This window comes from Nocardia shimofusensis NBRC 100134 (assembly GCF_001613125.1).
Classification (GTDB): Bacteria; Actinomycetota; Actinomycetes; order Mycobacteriales; family Mycobacteriaceae; genus Nocardia; species Nocardia shimofusensis.
Map to the genome: position 1 here is coordinate 18,474 of NZ_BDBT01000039.1, position 19,156 is coordinate 37,629.

Annotated in this window: 16 protein-coding genes; 9 read left to right on the top strand and 7 right to left on the bottom strand. The window is 71.8% G+C overall.

The window, feature by feature from the left end:
- The first annotated feature begins 73 nt into the window (after window positions 1–73).
- From NS3_RS26190 to NS3_RS26225, 8 genes are all read left to right on the top strand, one after another.
- Complete coding sequence (locus NS3_RS26190; RefSeq protein ID WP_067865083.1) at window positions 74–1,243, top strand: acyl-CoA dehydrogenase family protein; 1,170 nt, start codon at window positions 74–76, stop codon at window positions 1,241–1,243.
- A 61-nt stretch (window positions 1,244–1,304) separates the two neighbouring features.
- Entirely contained in the window at window positions 1,305–1,829 is a 525-nt protein-coding gene (locus NS3_RS26195; RefSeq protein WP_067865085.1) for a YiiD C-terminal domain-containing protein, read from the top strand.
- A complete protein-coding gene (locus NS3_RS26200; RefSeq protein WP_067865087.1) occupies window positions 1,826–2,716 on the top strand; it encodes an alpha/beta hydrolase family protein in 891 nt (296 codons plus the stop codon). The genes NS3_RS26195 and NS3_RS26200 overlap by 4 nt, the downstream gene beginning before the upstream one ends.
- A 6-nt stretch (window positions 2,717–2,722) precedes the next feature.
- A complete protein-coding gene (locus NS3_RS26205) occupies window positions 2,723–3,856 on the top strand; it encodes an ABC transporter ATP-binding protein (protein WP_067865089.1) in 1,134 nt (377 codons plus the stop codon).
- 43 nt (window positions 3,857–3,899) lie between these two features.
- Entirely contained in the window at window positions 3,900–5,273 is a 1,374-nt protein-coding gene (locus NS3_RS26210) for an ABC transporter substrate-binding protein (RefSeq protein WP_067865100.1), read from the top strand.
- A gap of 77 nt (window positions 5,274–5,350) precedes the next feature.
- On the top strand, window positions 5,351–6,211 hold the full coding sequence (locus tag NS3_RS26215; RefSeq protein WP_067865103.1) for a metallophosphoesterase: 861 nt from the start codon (window positions 5,351–5,353) through the stop codon (window positions 6,209–6,211).
- Window positions 6,212–6,214: 3 nt separating this feature from the next.
- On the top strand, window positions 6,215–7,162 hold the full coding sequence (locus NS3_RS26220; RefSeq protein WP_067865106.1) for a carbohydrate ABC transporter permease: 948 nt from the start codon (window positions 6,215–6,217) through the stop codon (window positions 7,160–7,162).
- Between the two features lie 79 nt (window positions 7,163–7,241).
- A complete protein-coding gene (locus NS3_RS26225) occupies window positions 7,242–7,994 on the top strand; it encodes a carbohydrate ABC transporter permease (RefSeq protein ID WP_245649821.1) in 753 nt (250 codons plus the stop codon).
- Between the two features lie 24 nt (window positions 7,995–8,018).
- Here NS3_RS26225 and NS3_RS26230 read toward each other — a convergent pair whose 3' ends face one another.
- Window positions 8,019–8,756 carry a TetR/AcrR family transcriptional regulator gene (locus NS3_RS26230; RefSeq protein ID WP_067865109.1) on the bottom strand — a complete coding sequence of 246 codons (738 nt, stop codon included), beginning with the start codon at window positions 8,754–8,756 and terminating at the stop codon, window positions 8,019–8,021.
- 96 nt (window positions 8,757–8,852) lie between these two features.
- Between NS3_RS26230 and NS3_RS26235 the strand changes: the two genes are divergently transcribed.
- Window positions 8,853–9,257 carry a DUF4440 domain-containing protein gene (locus tag NS3_RS26235; RefSeq protein ID WP_067865111.1) on the top strand — a complete coding sequence of 135 codons (405 nt, stop codon included), beginning with the start codon at window positions 8,853–8,855 and terminating at the stop codon, window positions 9,255–9,257.
- A gap of 99 nt (window positions 9,258–9,356) precedes the next feature.
- Here the strand turns inward: NS3_RS26235 and NS3_RS26240 are convergent, their stop codons facing one another.
- The 6 genes from NS3_RS26240 to NS3_RS26265 form a co-directional block, all read right to left on the bottom strand.
- The gene (locus NS3_RS26240) at window positions 9,357–10,736 is read right to left on the bottom strand and encodes an acetyl-CoA carboxylase biotin carboxylase subunit (RefSeq protein ID WP_084495944.1); all 1,380 of its coding nucleotides are present in this window, start codon (window positions 10,734–10,736) and stop codon (window positions 9,357–9,359) included.
- Window positions 10,733–11,281 (bottom strand): acetyl-CoA carboxylase biotin carboxyl carrier protein, encoded by a 549-nt coding sequence (locus NS3_RS26245; RefSeq protein WP_067865113.1) that lies wholly within the window; start codon window positions 11,279–11,281, stop codon window positions 10,733–10,735. Before NS3_RS26245 ends, NS3_RS26240 begins: the two co-directional genes overlap by 4 nt.
- Window positions 11,278–13,011, bottom strand: coding sequence for an acetyl-CoA carboxylase, carboxyltransferase subunit beta (gene accD, locus NS3_RS26250; RefSeq protein ID WP_067865116.1), 1,734 nt, complete (start codon window positions 13,009–13,011; stop codon window positions 11,278–11,280). Before accD ends, NS3_RS26245 begins: the two co-directional genes overlap by 4 nt.
- Window positions 13,008–14,591, bottom strand: a complete 1,584-nt coding sequence (locus tag NS3_RS26255; RefSeq protein WP_067865118.1) for a PfaD family polyunsaturated fatty acid/polyketide biosynthesis protein — start codon at window positions 14,589–14,591, stop codon at window positions 13,008–13,010. The genes accD and NS3_RS26255 overlap by 4 nt, the downstream gene beginning before the upstream one ends.
- Entirely contained in the window at window positions 14,588–16,696 is a 2,109-nt protein-coding gene (locus NS3_RS26260; RefSeq protein ID WP_084495945.1) for a beta-ketoacyl synthase, read from the bottom strand. The genes NS3_RS26255 and NS3_RS26260 overlap by 4 nt, the downstream gene beginning before the upstream one ends.
- Window positions 16,693–19,156: SDR family NAD(P)-dependent oxidoreductase (locus NS3_RS26265; protein ID WP_157101546.1), on the bottom strand; the 2,464-nt coding region annotated here is incomplete at its 5' end. The genes NS3_RS26265 and NS3_RS26260, both read right to left, overlap by 4 nt.

Sequence of the window (19,156 nt, forward strand, 5' to 3'; positions counted from 1 at the left end):
GGCAGTCGATTCGCGCAATCGACGTTGACTATCGCCCCGGCGCGCGCGGGGCCCGCCCGCCGACACTGACGCCATGACTACAGTCGCGCAGTTGGTGGAGCGGACCACACAGTTCATCCATGAGCAGGTCGTTCCGGTGGAACGCGAAGTCGTCGTCGACGGACGGGTCATGGACGACGCGCTCCGGCTCGAGTTGCAGAAGAGGGCCAAGGAGGCCGGCGTCTTCGGCCCGCTGTCGGAAACGCGATACGGCGGGCTGGGCCTGGACACCCGCGCGCAGGCGCAGGTGCTCGAGGCGGCGGGCGCGAGCCTGCTCGGCCCGATCGCGCTCAACGCGTGGGCACCCGACGACGGCAACATCCACCTGCTCGCGCACGTGGCGAACGACGAGCAGAAGCAGCGTTACCTCGCGCCACTCGCGGCGGGCGAGGTCCGCTCGGCCATCGCGATGACCGAACCGGCGCCGGGCGCGGGATCGGACCCGTCGATGCTGCAGACCTACGCGCAGGAGACCGACGGGGGCTGGATCATCAACGGCGCCAAGCACTTCTGCACCGGAGCGCAGGGCGCCGCGTTCGTCATCTGCGTCGCGAACACCGACGACGGCCCGACCATGTTCCTGGTGGATGCCGACAACCCCGGTCTGCGGGTGGGCCGCCGGATGCCGACGATGGATTACACCAGTGCCCCCGGCGGGCACTGCGAGGTGACCTTCGCCGACTGTGTGGTGCCCGATGCGGCGGTGCTCGGCGCGGTCGGTCAGGGTCTGCCGCTGGCGCAGGTGCGGTTGGCGCCCTCGCGACTGGTGTTCTGCATGAACTGGCTCGGCCTGGCGGTGCGGGCGCAGCAGCTCACCCTCGACCACATCGCGACCCGCACCTCCTTCGGCGCGCCGATCGCCGAGCACGGGATGGCGCAGGGGCTGATCGCCGACAGCGAGATGGACATCGCCGCCGCCCGCGGCCTGATCCGCACGGCCGCCGAGACCATCGACGCGCAGGGCCCGACCGCGTCGCAGTCGCGGCACGAGGCGTCCATCGCCAAGACCTTCGTCTCCGAGGCGGTGTGGCGGGTGCTCGACCGCGCGGTGCAGTTGCACGGCGGTCTGGGTGTGTGCGAGGACCACCTGGTGGCCCGGTTCCTGGTGGAGGCCAGGGCTTTCCGCATCTACGAAGGTCCCTCGGAAGTGCTGCGTTCTTCCATCGCCCGGCGCGCGCTGCGCGCACGACTCCCCCGCGCCTGACCCCCGCGCCGCGTCGGCGCCACCGCGCGCCCCGTGGGCGCCCTCACCGAAAGGCACTGAGATGACCACTGGTGAACTCACCGGATTCGCGGCGGGCTACCCCGCGCTCGACCCCGCCGCCGTCGATTACGACTACCTGCGCACCGCCTCGCACGCGCTGATCCCGTTCGGCAACCATGTCGGCACGGTCATCACCGAACTCGGCCCCGAGCGGGCGGTCGTCGAGATCCCCGCGGGCGGGCCGGTCACCAACCACATGGGCACCGTGCACGCGGGCGCCTTGTTCACCGCCGCCGACATCGCCGGCGCGGCCGCTTTCGTCGGCGCCGCCGCCACCGGCCTGCGAAAGGTGAAGCGGCTGGTGCTGCGCGGCGCGACCTCGGCCTACAAGCGCCCGGCGACCGGACGCATCCGCGCCGTCGGCGCCGTCGACCCCGCGGACGCCGCGGGTGTCCTGGCCTCGACCGGTGGCGAGCGTTTCGAGATCGCGGTGCCGGTCGCGCTGCTCGACGACGCCGACGTGCTGGTCGCCGAATTCACCTTCGACTACGTCTGCGACACGAACCCCCAGGCGGGTGAGCGATGACCAGCGCCCCCTCGAGCAAGCGTCCTTCGCTCACCGACCTGGAAGCAATCCGGGTCGAGACCGGCGACGGCGTGGCGTTCACCCTGCGCGTGCTGCCCGCGGCCCGGCCCGAGGCGCCGGTGGTGCTGATTTTGCCCGCCATGGCGATGAAGGCCAAGCACTACCTGGCGCTGGCCGCGAGCCTGCACGAGCAGGGGCTCTCGGTCGCGACGACGGACCTGCGCGCGCAGGGCGAAGCGGTGCCGCCGCTGGGCGAGCACACCGATTTCGGCTACCGGGAGATGATCGAGACCGACCTGCCCGCCCTGGTGCGCGCGGTGCGAGAGCGCTTCCCGCAAGCCCCGATCCACCTGTTCGGGCACAGCCTCGGCGGCCAGCTGGCGCTGCTGTTCGCCGCCGCCGAGACCGAGCAGGTGGCGGGTGTGGCGATCATCGGCACCGGCACGGTGTTCTGGTGGGCCTTCGGGCCGCGCCGCTGGTTCGAGGCGCTGAGCCAGATCCAATGGATCGGCCTGGTGGCGCGGGTGAAGGGGCTCTGGCCCGGCGGCGTGCTCATCCCGGCGCCGATGGCGGGCGGGGTGATGCGCGACTGGTCGTGGCATTCGCTGACCAGCTATTACCGCCCCAAGGGCAGCAAGCGGCGGTACAACTCCCTGCTGCGCGCGATGTCGCTTCCGGTGCTGGTGATCTCGCTGGACGAGGACGTACTCGGGCCGAAATCCAATGTGGACTTCCTGGTCTCGCGGATGCCCAGCGCCCGGCTCACCCGCTGGCACATCGACGCCGCTTCCGGTGTCGCGCACCGCGACCACTTCACCTGGGTGAAGGACTCCCCCGTGATCGCCGCCCGCGTCGCGGCGTGGGCGCGCGGCGAGCGGCCGGAGTAGGGCGAGATGGCACGATTGCGAATCGAAGCGGTGTCCAAGCGGTTCGGCGCCGCGGCCGCGGTGCGCGAGGTCGATCTCGACATCGCCGACGGCGAGTTCATGGTGCTGCTCGGGCCCAGCGGCTGCGGCAAGTCGACGCTGCTGCGCATGGTCGCGGGCCTGGAAGACCCGAGCGACGGCCGGATCCTGCTGGACGGCAAGGACATCACCCATGTGGCGCCGCAACAGCGCGACCTGGCCATGGTGTTCCAGAGTTACGCGCTGTACCCGCATCTGACGGTCGCGAAGAACATCGGCTTCCCGCTGCGGGCCCGGCGGACCCCGCGCGCCCGGATCGCCGACCGGGTCGCCGAGGTCGCGGGCGTGCTCGGACTCACCGAGCTGCTCGGCCGCAAACCCGCCAATCTCTCGGGTGGCCAACGCCAGCGAGTGGCCCTGGCCCGCGCCATGGTGCGCGACCCCGGCGCGTTCCTGATGGACGAGCCGCTATCCAACCTGGACGCCAAGCTGCGCAGCGCCACCCGGGCGGAACTGATCTCGCTGCACCGCACACTGGGCGCGACGTTCCTCTACGTCACCCACGATCAGGTGGAGGCCATGACCATGGCCGACCGGATCGCGCTGCTCAACGAGGGCCGGGTCGAGCAGGTCGGCACGCCCGCCGAGCTGTACGACCGGCCCCGCTCGACGTTCGTCGCCGGGTTCCTCGGCTCGCCGCCGATGAACCTGTTCCCCGCGACCGTGGACGTGCGCGGGGAGCGGTTGCACCTGAGCGCCGAGGGCGTCGACATCGTGCTGCCGCATCCGGCGGCGGATTTCCTCGGCCCGCTCGAGGTGACCGCGGGCATCCGCCCCGAGCGGTTGCGGCCCACGACGACCGATCCCGTGATCCGCGGACAGGTGCGCATGGTGGAGAACCTCGGCAGCGAGGAACTGGTGCATCTGGACACCGGCGCGCACACCTTCGGCGTCCGAGTGCCACGGCCGTCCGGGGTGCGCGCGGGCGAGGCGCTGGGCCTGCACGCCGATCCCGCCGACGTCCATCTGTTCGACGCCGCCTCCGGACTCCGGCTGCGGTGGAGCGAACCGGGAACCGGCGCCCCGATCGACCGCGACGCCGAACGCGTCGCCGTCGCCTGATCCCCGCGATCAGGTCCGCACGACCGATGATGAGGAGAACACAGTGAAACGCACCGTGCCCATAGCGGGCCTGGTGTTCGCGGCCGCCCTCGCGCTGAGCGCGTGCGGCGGCCTCGGCCCGACCACCACCGACGAAGGCGCCGAGGCGGCCAGGATTCCCGAGCTCGCCCCGGATCAGAAGGTGTCGATCGTCTTCGAGTCCTACAACTACGGACTCGCCGGCGCGTGGACCGACACCTTCGACAAGCTGCTCGGGCAATTCCGCGCCGAGCACCCGAACATCACGGTGACAGCGCAGAAGCCGCAGGGCAACAGCCCCAACCCGGCCACGGACACCATTTCCAGCATCCAGAACCAGATGGTCGCGGGCACCCCGCCCGACGTCGCGCAGCTCGGCTTCAGCGACCTCGACTTCACCATCAACCAGCTCGGCGCCAAGCCGCTGGACACGCTGGTCGGCGCCGACGAGGTGCAGGCCAACTTCGACGGCGAGAAGCATCCCTACGCTGAGCGCGCGCAGACCCTCGCCGACTGGGACGGCCACACCTACGGTGTGCCGTTCGTGTTCTCCACCCCGGTGCTCTATTACAACGCCTCGCTGTTCACCCAGGCCGGTCTCGACCCGGCCGCACCGCCGGCCACCTGGGATCAGGTCGCGCAGGCGGCGGCGTCGATCACCGAACGCACCGGCAAGGGCGGTGTCTACATCGACTGCCTGACCAAGACCGCCAAGGACTGGTGCTTCCAGTCGTTGGTGCGCTCCAACGGCGGACGCGTGATCTCCGAGGATCGCAACACCCTCACCTACGCCGAGCCGGCGGCCGTCGAGGTCGCCGCGATGGGGCAGCGCCTGGTGGAGTCGGGGTCGATGCCGCGCTTCAACCAGAAGCAGGGCTACGAGGCCTTCTCCCGGGGCGAGATCGGCATGATCCTCGAAACCAGCGCTATCCAAGGCACTTTCGTCACCGGGGCGAAGGACAAGTGGGACCTGCGGGCCGCGCCGATGCCCAGCTTCGCGGGCAAGCCGACGGTGCCGACCAACTCCGGCGCCTCCCTCTACATTCTGTCCAACGACCCGGCCAAGCAGCGCGCGGCCTGGGAGTTGATCACCTTCCTCACCAGCGAGAGCGCCTACACCACGATCTCGCAGGGCATCGGCTATCTGCCGCTGCGCACCGGGCTCATGGACGACCCGGCGGGTCTGCAGGAGTGGGCCGACCGTAACCCGTTGCTGCAGCCCAATGTCGCCCAGCTGGCGACGATGGAGCCCTGGATCTCCATGCCCGGCAACAACTATCTGCAGATCCGCGACGGCATGATGGACGCCGTCGAAGCCGTCGTGTTCCAGGGCAAGGACCCCGCCTCGACCCTGGCGGCGGCGCGCGATCAGGGCGCCCAGCTGATGCCGCCGCAGTAATACCTCCTTCCACCACCGACCACCGACCCGGCCGCGCGTCCCTGCATGGGGGCGCGCGGCCTCCCGAGGGGGAATCCATGCCCGAGGTGACCATCGTCCAGCTCACCGACACCCACATCCGGCCCGCAGGCGAACAACGCCTGCACGGCGTCGTCGACACCTACGCCAACCTCACGCACGTGCTCCAGCAGCTGCGAGCCTCGCACCGCTCGATCGACGCGATCGTGTTGTCCGGCGACCTGGCCGACAACGGCGCGCCCGAGGCCTATCGCAGGCTGCGCGACGCGGTGGAGCCGGTGGCCGAGGAGCTGGGCGCGCGCCTGATCTACGTGATGGGCAATCACGACGAGCGCGTCGCGTTCGGCACCGAACTGCTGCGCTCGGACGCGGCGCTGTCGGACCCCGACGTCACCCATGATCAGGTCGTGGACGTCGCCGGCCTGCGAATCATCGCGCTGGACAGCACCATCGAGCACCAGCACGACGGCGTGCTTCGCCCCGCTCAACTGGATTGGCTGGCCGATCAACTGCGCGTGCCCGCCCCGCGCGGCAGCCTGCTGGCGCTGCATCATCCGCCGATCCCGTCGCCGCTGCCCGCCACCGAATACCTGCGGCTGCGCACCCCCGAGCAGCTCGCCGAGGTGTTGCGCGGCTCGGACGTGCGAATGGTCATCTGCGGTCACAATCACCTCACCGCCACGGCCGCGCTGGCGGGCATCCCGGTGTGGATCGGGCCCGCGGTGGCCTACCGGCTGGACCCGCTGGCGCCCGTGGGCAGGCAGCGCGGATTCGCCGGATTCGGTTTCAGCCGCATCGATCTGCTCGGCGACTCGCTGGTCGCCACCGCCGTGGAAGCGACACCGGCCGGCACCGTCTACGACCGCCCCGAGCAGGACGTGCTCGACCAGCTCGCGGCGCTGGCCGCTGAGGCGAGGTAGTCGATGTTCGTCCTCGACGCGCCCGCGCCGGTCACGGCCGACCCCGTGTCGGCCCAGACGCCCCGCCCCGCCAGGTTTCGCCGGGCGGGGCGCGGTGTCGTGCCGTACCTGTACCTGGCGCCCGCGCTGCTGCTACTGGTCGTCTGGACCTACAAGCCGCTGATCCAGGCCTTCGAGCTGTCCACCTACTCGTGGAATCTGCTGCCCACCTCGCCGATGCGCCCGGTCGGCACCGGCAACTACGAACGGCTGCTGGGGCTTCCGGCGTTCTGGGACTCCCTCGGCCGCACCGGCGTGCTGATCCTGGGCATGCTGCCGTTCACCGTGCTCGCGCCGCTGGTGATCGCGCTGGCCAGCCGCCGGGTGCGCGGACGTGCCCGGACCCTGTACCACGCCTTCATCTTCGCGCCGTTCCTGGTGGCCCCGGTCGCCGCGGCCGCGGTGTGGCGGTGGCTGCTGCATCCCGGCGGCGGTGTCGTCGGCCAGGTGCTCGGCAGCGACCGCAACTGGGTCTACGACGCAGGCACCGCGCACGCGGTGATCATCGCCATCACCGGCTGGCAGCTGCTCGGCTTCGCGGTGCTGGTGATGTGGGCCGGTCTCGCGGGCATCAGCACCGACTACGAGGAGGCGGCCCGGGTCGACGGCGCGAGCCCGCGCCAGATCCTGCGCTGGATCACGCTGCCGATGCTCTCACCGACCCTGATGTTCCTGGTGCTGACGACGGTGCTGCTGAGCCCCACGCTGACCTTCCCGCTCATCGACTCGATGACCCAGGGCGGGCCCTCGCAGGCCACCACCAACATCTACTACCTGTTGTGGGACTACGCCTTCCACAGCTTCGACGCCGGACTGTCCGCCGCGGCCGGGGTACTGCTGTTCGCCGGATTCGGCGTGATCGCCGGAATTCTGGTCTGGATCTCGGAAAAGGTTTCCTTCCATGACAATTGACGCCCCTGCCCGCATCGGCGGCCTCGCCGATCGGCTGCGCGGTGCGGGCAGCCATCTGCTGCTCGCCGCCACCGCTCTCATGGCGGCCTTCCCGATCTACTGGCTGTTCGCGACCTCGCTGCGCCGCCCCGAGGACGTCACCTCCCTGTCCCCCGTGCCGTGGCCGCTGTCGATCGGCAACTACACCGACGCCGCCGACAAGGTCGACGTACTCGGCTTGATCGGCAACACCTTCTTCGTCGCGACCTTCTCCGCGGCCGGGCAGTTGCTCGTCGCGCTGCTGGCCTCCTACGCCTTCGTCATGTACACCTTCCCCTTCCAGAAGGTGCTCTACCTGGCGTTCGTCGGCGTCTGGCTGGTGCCGTTCCAGGTGACGATGCTGCCGAACTACGTGCTGCTCACCCAGCTCGGCCTCATCAACACCCTGATCGGCACCGCACTGCCCACCCTGTGCTCGGCGCTGGCGGTGCTGCTGTTGCGCCAGCACATGGCGAGCTTCCCCAAGGAACTGGTCGCCGCCGCGCAGATCGACGGCCGCTCCTCCTGGTCGATCCTGTGGACGGTGGTGGTGCCGAACCTGCGCCCGGCGCTGGCGGCGCTCGGCATTCTGCTGTTCATCAACGCGTGGAACGAATACTTCTGGCCCGCGGTGGTGTTGCGCCAGTCCAACAGCGTGCTGCAACTGGGGCTGCGCAGTTTCATGGGCACCGACGGCGACCAGTGGGGGCCGATCATGGCGCTGGCCGGGCTGGCCTGCCTGCCCGTGCTGGTGATGTACCTGCTGCTGCAACGCCACATCGTGAACGCGTTCGTGCGGTCGGGGTTGAAGTAGTCGCGCGAACTCCCGGATGCGCGCCTACGCTGTCGGCGGCAGGCAGGCGGCGATGCCGTCGAGCACATGGGCGAGTCCGTACCGGAAGCGCTCCTCGGGCGGCAGATGGGGAACTCGCGCCTGCCGGATCGTGCGGCTGAACATGGGGTACTGCCCCGAGGCGACGACCTGCGCGACGTACGGCCCCACATAGCGACTCATCCATTCGGCCATGTCCATCCCGGTCCGCCTGGCCTGTTCCTGCCAGCCGATCTCCCGGTGGACGGCGCTGTGGGTGTAGTCGCCGAGCATCCCGACCAGACTGGCGATTTCGTCGATGTCGAGTCCGAAGCCGTCGAGCGCGGACATGGCGAACTCCTGCACACGCAGCGAGTTCGGGCCCAAGGTCGGACGCCTGTTGGCCAAGGCGATCTGCCAGGGGTGGCGCAGCCCCACCTCGCGGGTCCGCTCGGCGGCCAGCGACAAGTCCTGGCGCCAGTCCCCACTCGGTCCCGCGGGCAGGTCGATCTCGCCCAGCACGGCATCGATCATGAGATCGACCATGTCGTCTCTGCTGCCGACGTATCGATACAGCGACATCGCCCCGGTGCCGAGTTCCGTGGCGATCCGCCGCATGGTCACGGCCTTCATGCCCTCCGCGTCGGCGACCCGGATCGCCGCCCGCGTGATCTGCGCCCGGCTGAAACCGGGCCGCCGCCCGGGGCCCGAGCGTTCGGTCGCCTCCGGGCGCATCCAGATCGTCGTGTCGTCCTGGCTCGACATGAACCTCCTCGTTCTCGCGTACATCGTACTTGAATTGGAATCTCCATTTCGAGTACGCTGTACTCGATCAATTCGCCGCCGACGAGGGGCCAGCAGATGAATGTCCGACCGATACTGGGCGACGCCGAGCGCGGCGCCGGAGCCCACCGGGTGGCGACCGAGTTCGCCGCGGGATTGGCGCGCGCGGGCGCGGCAGGCGACGCCGACGGGTACGACTCCGCCTTCGCCGCGGATGTGTTGTGGGGCAGCCCCTTCGGGGCCACGGTGACCGGATACGACGAGCTGAACGCGATCCATCACCGTCTGATGGCGGCCGGCGTCGCCCCGCCGTCACGGTTCGACGTGGTCGCCGCCCTCGCTCCCGCACCCGGTGTGGTGGTGGCCCAGATCCGCAGGCAGGCCACCGATCCCGACGGCTTCTCGGAGCTGGCGATGTATGTGCTGGTCGAGCGCGAGGGTCGGTGGTGGCTGGCGGCAGCGCAGAACACCCCCGTCGGCTGACCACGGTGTTCGTCCTGACCCCGCGCGGGTCGCGAACCGGCGAGTAGCCATGGTCGGGCGCGGACGCGATTCCCACGTCCGCGCCCGAGCTATCCGGCGTCAGGCGGAAGCCCGGACGCCCGCCGTGAATTCGCCGACCAAGGCCGTGTCGTGTTCGGCCGCTCGGAAACGGGGATGGTCGAGGATGTCGTGCAGGAACTCCGCGGTGGTGGCGATACCGCGGCCGGTGATCCGGGTTTCGGCCAGGGCCCGGCGCATCCGGGCGATGGCGGCCGGTCGGTCCGGCGCCCACACGACCACTTTCGCCAGCAGCGAGTCGTAGTGCGGCGGGATGCTGTAGCCGGGGCCGACGTGGGTGTCGACGCGGACGAACGGGCCGCCGGGGAGCACGCAGTCGACGAGTGTGCCCGGGGCGGGGGCGAATTCGCGGTCGGGGTCTTCGGCGTTGATACGACATTCGATGGCGACGCCGCGCGGGGTGAGCTGGTCGGGGGTCAGCGACAGGGGCTCGCCCGCGGCGATGCGCAGCTGTTCGGCGACCAGATCGGTGCCGGTGACCATTTCGGTGACCGGGTGCTCGACCTGGAGGCGGCAGTTGACCTCCATGAAGTAGAACTCGCCGGCGGCCGGGTCGAACAGGAACTCGAAGGTGCCCGCGCCGACGTAGCCTACGGCGCGGGCACCCTGGACGGCGGCCTCGCCGATCCGGGCGGCCAGTTCCGGGGACAGGCCGGGGGCGGGCGATTCCTCCACCAGCTTCTGATGCCTGCGCTGCAAGGAGCAGTCACGGGCGCCGAGGTGGACGACCGTGCCGTGCGTGTCGGCGAGAATCTGGACCTCGACGTGGCGGGCCGAGTCCAGGTAGCGCTCCACATAGAGCCTGCCGTCGCCGAAGACCGCGGCGGCATTGGCCCTGGTCTCCTGCCAGGCGGCGGGGAAATCGGCGCTCGCGCGGACCACCCGCATACCGCGACCACCGCCGCCCGCGACGGCCTTGATGATGACGGGGTAGCCGATCTCGTCGGCCAGGGTATGCGCCGCGCCGACGGTCTCGATCGGGTCGCGGCTGCCGGGCAGCAGCGGCAGTCCGGCCGCCGACATCAGCGCCCGCGCGCTGGACTTGTCCCCGAGGTCGGCCAGCACAGCGGCGGGCGTGCCGACGAAGACCAGGCCCTCGGCCTCGCACACCTCGGCGAAATCGGGGTCCTCGGAGAGGAATCCGTAACCGGGGTGGATGGCGTCGGCGCCGGTCGCCTTGGCGGCTTCGATGATCGACGGGGCATAGGAGTAGCTGCGTTTGGCCGGGCCGGGGCCGATGCGGAAGGCGCGGTCGGCCATGCGCGCGGCGGCGGAGTCCGCGTCGGCCGTCGAGTACACCGCCACCGTCCGCAAGCCGAGTTCGGCGCAGGTGCGGATCACCCGCACGGCGATCTCGCCGCGGTTGGCGACGAGCACCGTGCGGATCGGTCGCGGGTTCACGCGACCACCTCGAGCACCAGGAGCGCGGCCCCGTATTCGACGGCTTCCCCGTTCTCGACGAGGAATTCGGCTACCCGGCCCTCGCGGGTCGCGACGACCGGGATCATCAGTTTCATCGCCTCGACGATGCCGACCTGCTGCCCGACCCGCACCGGGTCGCCTTCGGTGACGAAGGGGTCGGCGCCGGGTTCCGGCGACCGGTAGAACACACCGACGGTCTCGGCGGCGAGGGTGAAGGTGTTGTCCGGCAACGGCTCCGGTGCGGGCTCTGTCGCCGGGGACGCCGGTTCGGGCGACACTCCCACGGGCGTCGGACGGGACGCTGTGCCTGCCGGCACCGACCGAGACGTTGCGGAGTCCGCGCCGACCGTCGCGTTGTCCCGGGTGATCTCCAGCATCAGCGGGCCGTTGGCCAGGGTCACCGAGTACGGCGCGGCTTCGGCCAGGATGGTCATGGCGTGCCGGGCCAGCACCGTGAGGGCGAGGTCGGCGTCGACGGGGTCCATCGCGCGGACGGAGCGGGGGTGGGTGAGGGACTGGGTCATGACAACTCCTGGTCGTTCGATGTCGGCAATCCGAAAGCGCGGAACCGACGACGGCGCCGCTCGAGCAGGTCGGGCGCGGGCACGGCGGCGAGCGCGCGGAGTTCGCGGTGCAGCACCCCGCGCAGGGTCGCCGCCGCGGCGGCCGGGTCGCGATGCGCGCCCCCCTCCGGTTCGGGCACCACACCGTCGGCGACGCCGAGCCGGACCAGCGAGGTCGAGTCGACCCGCAGCGCGGATGCCGCCGCCGGGGCCGCCGCCGCGTCCTTCCACAGGATGGAGGCGCAGCCCTCGGGGCTGATCACCGAGTACACGGCGTTCTCGCACACCAGCACCCGGTCGGCCACGGCCAGCGCGAGCGCGCCGCCGCTACCACCCTCGCCGGTCACCACCGCGACCACCGGAACCGGCAGGCCCGCGAGCAGTTTCAGCGATTCGGCGATGGCCGCCGCCTGGCCGCGCTCCTCGGCGGTGATGCCGGGGTAGGCGCCCGCGGTGTCGACGAGGGTGACCACGGGCAGGCCGAGTTTCGCGGCCAGCCGCAGCGCCCTGGCGGACTTGCGGTAGCCGGCGGGGCTGGGCATACCGAAATTGCGGCGGGACAGCTCGGCGGCGCTGTGCCCCTTCTGGGTGCCGATCACGACCACCGGCGCGCCGTGCAGGCGCGCCAGCGCGGTCACCATCGCCGGGCAGTCTGCCTCGAGGCGGTCGCCGTGCAGTTCCACGAACTCGTCGAAGGAGGCGGCGAGGTAGTCCAGGGTGGTCGGCCTGCCCAGCTCGCGGGCCGCGCGCACGCTCTGCCAGGCGTCGCGCTCCGGGAGGGCGGCAGCGTCTGCACGCAGCACCGGCGGTTCCTCCTCCGCCGATTCTGCGGCGGGCCGAACGGATTCGGCGGATGTGCCGACTTCGCCGGCCGCGCGCTCGCGATCGGCGAACAGCGCCAGCACGCGGGCGAGCCGGTCCCGCAGGGTCGATCGGTGGCAGATCATGTCCACGAATCCGTGCTCGAGTAGGGACTCGGCGGTCTGGAAGCCCTCCGGCAGGGTCTGCCCGATGGTCTGGGCGATCACTCGCGGACCGGCGAAGCCCAGGCGCGCGCCGGGCTCGGCGATGATCAGGTCGGTGGAGGTGGCATAGGAGGCGGCCACGCCGCCGTAGGTCGGGTCGGTGACCACCGAGACGGTGAGCACGCCCGCGTCGTCGAGGTGACCCAGCGCCTGGCTCGTCTTGGCCATCTGCATCAGCGCGAGGATGCCCTCCTGCATTCGCGCGCCACCCGAAGCGGTGACGAGCACCAGCGGCACCCGCCGCGCCAGCGCCGCTTCGGCGGCGGCGGTCACCGCCTCCCCCACCGCGCTGCCGAGGCTGCCGCCGAGGAAACGGAAGTCCATCACCGCCAGTACCAGCGGCGCGCCGTCGATGGTGCCGTGCGCGCACCGGATGCCGTCGGTCATGCCGGTCCGACGGCGCGCCTGCGCGATTCGTTCGGGATAGCCGCGGGAATCGGTGAACTCCAGCGGGTCGGCCACGGTCGCCGCGGGTTCGATCCACCGCGTGCTGTCCTCGTCGAGCAGTGCGGCGAGGCGTTGGTCGGCGGTGAGCATGCCGTGGCCGTCGCAGTCCGGGCACACCCGCCCGGAGCGGTCGTAGCGTTTGGCGTAGATCATGGCGTCGCAGTACGGGCACACCGTCCACGACGTGCCGGTGTCCGGGCCGGTCTCGAGCGTGGTCATCGCTGCTCCCTCGGTCGGGGTAGGAACTCGGCGCATCCGGCGGGCAGCCGCACGCCCGCCGACCGCAGCTGGGCGACCCGCGTCAGGTACGCGGCGCCCAGCATCATCTGGTCGGCGATCTCGGCCGCCTGCCGGTTCGGCAGCGCGGCCAGATGGGTGCCCGCCGCCCAGGTGTTGAACGCCCCCATCGCCGGGCCGCACCACACCTGATAGTCGGTGACCCGGTCGGCCTCGCCGCGGATACTCCACCCCGACGACAGCCCGAGATACCACCGGAACACCAGTGCCATCCGGCGTTTCGGATTCTCGGCGGCGCCGGCGAGCTGGGCCGGATCGCGTTCGGTGAAGAAGCGCACGCAGTCGTCCCACACCTGCTCGACGGACCGCCGGAACAGGGTGCGCTCGAGATCCTCGCGCAGCGCCGCGGGCAGCTCGTCCAGCCCGTCATAGGTCCGATAGGTCTCGTAGAGCCGCTGGGCGCGGGTGGCGAACAGGGTGCCGCGGCGCAGCACCTGCACCTGCACGCCCATCTCGAACATGTCCGCCGAGGGCGCCATCACGCAGTCGGCGAACTGCGCCGACGCCAGCAGTTCCTTGGTGGCCGTGCACTGGGCGGCCTCGACGGTGGCCTGGTTCACCGAACCGGTGACCACGTAGGCCGCGCCGAGCGCGAAGGCCGCGGCGGCAGCGGCCGGGGTGCCGATGCCGCCCGCCGCGCCGATGCGCACGGCGGCCGCGGCGGGGACGCTGCCCGCGACCCGGTCGCGGGCGGCGATCAGCTCCGGCAGCAGCACCAGCAGCGGCCTGCGGTCGGTGTGCCCGCCGGAATCGGCTTCGGCGGTGATGTCGTCGGCCATCGGCACCTGTTCGGCCAGCCGGGCCTGTTCGGCGGTCACCTCGCCCGCGGCCACCAAGCGGCTCAGCAGCGCAGCGGGCGCGGGACGCAGGAACACCTCGGCCACCTCGACCCGCGAGACCTTCGCGATCACGCGGTGGGCCGAGACGATCCGGCCGTCGCGCCCGAGGCTCAGGCCCGCCGCCCGGTAGCGCACCACCTCGGCGGTGAGATTCATGAACGCCGACGCCTCCACGCACCGCACCCGGTGCCGCAGGCAGGCATCGACGATGGCACGTTCCAGGGCGGGCTCGGACGGGCTGTGGATGAGGTTGCAGGCGTAAGGCAGGTCGCCGAGCTCACGGCTCAGTTCCGCCAGGGCCGCGTCGACCTGGGCGGGGGCGACACCGGCGGCGCCGTAGGAGCCCAGATAGCCGGCCCGCGCCAGCGCCGACACCAGGGCGGGCGAGGCGATCCCGTTGGCCATCGCGCCGGCCATGTAGTTGGCCCGGAGCCCGTGGGTGGAGCGGAACTTGCTGTCGCCCAGCATCTCCGGGGCCAGTGGCCCCGCCGAGGCGAGCACGCGGGCGCCCTGGACGGCCGATCGGTCGGCGGTGACCCCGACCCGGTCGTCGTGACGCACGACCCAGGCCGGGCGCGCGAGGTCGCGCAGGACGGCGGTGATGTCGGGGGCGGTCTCGGCGACGCGGCCGGGCGCGGTCCCCGAGTGCGGAAGGGTGGTCACGGCTGTACCTCGCGTTCGCCGAGTTCGACGGCCAGATCGGTCAATTCGTAGATCCGCAGGCCCGGCTTCCACAGCGAGGCGTCCACCACGGCGATGACGCCGTGCCGGTCACGGCGGATCTGCTTGATATGTGCCTCGAGTTCGACCGTGCCGTCGGTGGGCAGGAATTGGCCGCGATACCGCCAGCTGAAGGCGATGCCCGCCGGAATGCGGAACACGGGGTCGGTCAGCCCGTCGGCGAAACCGGCGTCGAGCATCCATTCCTGCACCGCGTGGATCACCGATTCGACGCCGAGCGAGCCGGGGATCACCGGGTCGAGGTGGAAGTGACGGGCGAAATACCAGTCGTCCGGGTCGATCGCGCGCAGCGAGTGCAGGTAGCCCGCGCCGTGGGCACCGCCGCCGTCCACCACGTCGACCCGGTCGATGAGAGCGAGGGTGTCCCGGGCGCACAGGGGTGCGGCGGGGTCGGCGCGGCGGGCGGCCACATCGATCACCCGGACGTCCGCACCGGGATGGCCCGCCAGCCAGGTCGGGGCGGGACGCCCGCCGTCGAGGCCGGTCTGGTTGGCCAGCGCCTCGTCGCTGAAGTAGCCGAACATGGTCTCGCCGCGGTAGAACGGCTCGCCGTCCACCGCGAGGGTGTAGTCGAAGGTCTGCAGCGAGGAGCCGGGCAGGATGGTGGTCGACAGCAACCGCGAGTTCTGCCGGATCGTCTTGTCCCGCAGATCGACTCGGCGCAGCACGGTCGCGGTGCCGCCGAGATTGCGCAGACTCAGCGTCGTGCCCGGCTGGGTGCGGGTGGGGCCGGCGTAGTAGCCCATCAGCAGCGCCGCCTGCAGGGAGGTCTCCATGTAGACGAAGTGCGGCATGGACTCGTTGGCGGTGGCGCCGTAGTACCAGGAGTCGGCGGGCGAGTCGTACTCGGTGGTGTAGGAGGCCGAGTCCAGCCGTCCGCGCGCCCCGTCGAAATCCAGCACCCGGTCGACCAGCAGCAGGCCGCCGGTCGGCAGGCGGGTGGCGCGGACGCCGGTGTACTCGGCGAATTCCGGGCCCATCGCGACGGCCTGGTCCCCGCGGGCGAGATGGGCCATGTGGAACTCGTTGAGCAGCAGGGCGTCGTCCGGTTGTCCGGGTCCGACACCCGCACCGTGCGGTTCGGCGACAGTGACCGACACCGCGACCGGCGCGGCGGCGACTCCGTGCACGACCGCGCGCAGGTGCGGGCGCGGCACCAGATCGATCTCGGTGACGATCAACTCCAGCGTCCCCGCCCGCGCGGGCTGCGCGCCCGGCCCCTCGGTGACCAGTGTGCCGCCGGACAAGCACAGCGGCAGGCCGGCGTAGAGGGCGAACACCTCGGCGGCCTGCGTCGCGGCGGCGCCGGGGTCGCCGTCGAAGCGGGCCAGGAGGCGACCGCGGCCGTCACCGCCGTACACCTCGAGGGTGTCGACCTCGGTGAGCGCCAACGGCGCGTGCGCCGCGAGCCGGGCCACGGGACGCACACCCGGCCGCCGGTAGGCGGGTCCGAACACGCTCGCGGCGTCCCCCTCGGTCAACTGGCGCAACGAAGCATGGTCCAGGTGGGTGCGCGCGGTGCGGGCCAACGGCTTGAACGCCCATTCGGCGGCGTGCTCGAACCTCGGCGACGCCGGCGAACGGTGATCGACCGGCGCTGTCGCCGAAACCGCCGTGCCCGACGTCGTCACCCCCGAGGTGGCCGCGTCCGAGGTGACAGGGACCGGGGTGACAGGGACCGGAGCCGGGCGGCGGCCACGCACATGCTCACCTGGACCCGCCGCACGCTCCCACAGAGCCCGCTGCATCGCCAGTTGCGCGGTGAGCGCCGCGCGGTGCGCCGCGACGACGCCCGCGCGGATCTCGGCCAGCGGATTGGGGGTGCGGGTCGTCGGGACCACCGGCTCCCCCCGCACTGCTGCGGCCGATCGCGTCACCGCTGCCTGCTGGGCCACTGTTTCCGGCTGTGGCGCCTGTCGTCGCGGCGTCACCTCGCACTGCGCGACGCGGGCCCCATAGGTGTCCTCGCCCGGCAGCCCGGGCGTCTCCGGGTCGAACGCGATTCCGTCGAACTCCAGGGTCGTCATGCCATCCACCGCCTCACCGAGGATTGGAACTTCTCCGTCAGATCGGGCGTCGTGACCACCACGACGTCCGTGAACCGTTGCAGGACAGTGCCGTCCGCGGCCGTGGCGGTGGCGTCCACCCGGGCGTCGAAGCGGCCCGCGCGGGCGTTGCCGACGACCAGCGTGAACGGTTCACCGACCGGCAGCGGCCGGTAGTACTCGACGCGGCCGACCCCCAGCGGCAGGCAGGCGGCGCCGAGCACTCGGTGACCGAGCACGGGCGGGCCCTGCAGTATCAGGTCCGCGCGCACCGGATCGTGCAGGCGGCTCGCGTATGCCCCGCCCGCCACCGGCTCGGCGTCGAGCAGGCATTCGAACACGAGCGTGTCGCCGGTGTCGGCCACGATCCGGCGCAGCCCCTGCAAGGCGGGGGCGTGGAACTGGATCGCCTCGCGGTAGATGTCGGTGGTACTGCCGGGGCCGTCCGGCACCGCGATCGTCGGCGGCTCAGCGGCCGCGGTCGCCAGCTCGAGCGTCGCCCGGAAGTGCGTGACGGCGCCGTCACGGACGGTCACCTGGACGGGCAGGATGTCCCCGTCCACCGTGCCGGGTTCCAGCGCGAGGTCGAGGGCGTCGACAGGGTGGTCGAACACCAGCCCCTTGAGGACCTCGAAATCGCGCGCACCCACCACGATTCGTCCCGGGAGGGCCCGCTCGGCGAGGTGCGCCATCGCGCCGAGCCCGAAGGTGGCGGGCAGCACCAGATGCTCGCCGACCCGGTGCGCCTGGACGATCGGCTCGTCGGTGAGCCCGCGCAGGGCGCGGCGGACATGCACCGGGGACGCCGGGGCCGGGGCAGGTTCCGCGAGGCCGGCGGCCGGGCCGATCAGCACGACCGTGTCGTTCGCGCGCTCGGTGGTGAACTGTTCGGTGAATGCCGCCGCACCGATTGACGGGGCCAGCAGTGCTACGCCGAGCGCGCGGAAGTGTTCGCGCAGTGCGGGTGTCACCATCCCGCCGTCCCAGGCGCCCCAGTCGATCGCGGTGACATGGCAGTGCGGATGCGACCGCCGCCAGGCGACCGCGAACCGGGACAGCGCCTCGTTGGCCGCGGCGTAGTCGGCCTGCCCGGTGTTGCCGAACAGCCCGGCCACCGAGGTGAACAGGATGAGGTGACGCGGTTCGGGCAGCGCGGCCGTCAGCGCGGCCAGACCGGCGATCTTCGGGTCGAGCACCCTGGCGATCGACTCGGCGGTTTTGGCCGGGATCCGGGAGTCGGCCAGGACTCCCGCCCCGTGCACGATGCCGGTCACCGCGTCACGCCACGGGGCGAGCGCCGCGCGCACCGCCTCGGCGTCGGTGGCGTCGACGGCCACGTACTCCGCGCGGTCGCCGAGATCGGCCAGTGTCGCGCGGATCTCGCGGGCGGCGCGCACGTCGGCGCAGGCCCGCTCGAGGTCGCGCGGGGTGGCGCCGGTACCCGCCAGCGCACGCACCGCCGCCTGCCGCAGGTCCGCGTCGGCGACTCCGGCGGCCCACTCCGGTTCCGGGGCGGGCTCGGTGCGGCCGAGCAGCAGGAACCGGGCGGGGCTGCGCCGGGCCAGCGCCCGCACGCAGGTGGCGGTGACGCCGCGGGCGCCGCCGGTCACCACCAGCAGGTCGTCGGCGGTGAGCGTGGTGACGGGCTGTTCCCCGGCGGGCCGGACGGCCGTCACCGTGGGACTCGGGCCGTGACCGCCGGGTACCAGCGCACAGCGCGAGCCGCCGACGGTGACACCGACTTCGACGGTGTCACGCGCCGGGTCGGACAGTTCGGCCGCCACCAGTTCGGCGCAGCGTTCGGCGTCGGCGGCGGGGTCGATGTCGAGCGCCCGGCAGAACAGGTCGGGACGTTCGGCGGCCAGGGTTTTCACGACGCCGCCGACACCGCCGAGCAGTGCGGCGACCGGGTCGCCTGCGGTGCGGAGGCCCAGTCCACCGTCGAGCCGGATGAGAGTCACGAAAGCCGCGCGGCCCGCTGCGGCGGACATGCCGGGCGTCATCCGGCCCGCCGTCAGGATCGTCTCACCGAGCAGCCGCTGGGCCGTGGACCAGTCGGCGCCGCCGCCGAGGACGACCAGACACAGGTCGACCGGGGCGCCGGCCTCGGGCAGTCCGGTTGCGCGTCGCACCGACCAGCCGCGCGAAGTCAGCGCCGCTGCCAGTGCGTCGCAGTCCGACCGGCTCGTGCCCGCCAGGTCGACGAGCACGGCCTCCGGGTGGTCCCGGTATACGCCGATCGCCGTGTCCGCGGCAGGCAGGGCGACGAGTTCGACGGCATGCCGCGGCGTGACCGCCGCGGCCTCAGCTTTTGGGTGGACATCACCCCCTGCCGACGCGCTGAGTTCGCCGACGATCTGATCCAGCGTCCGCAGCGTGCCCAGCTGCTCCGGGCCCAGATTCGGCAGGTTCGGGAAGCGTTCCTGCAAAGCGCCGATCACC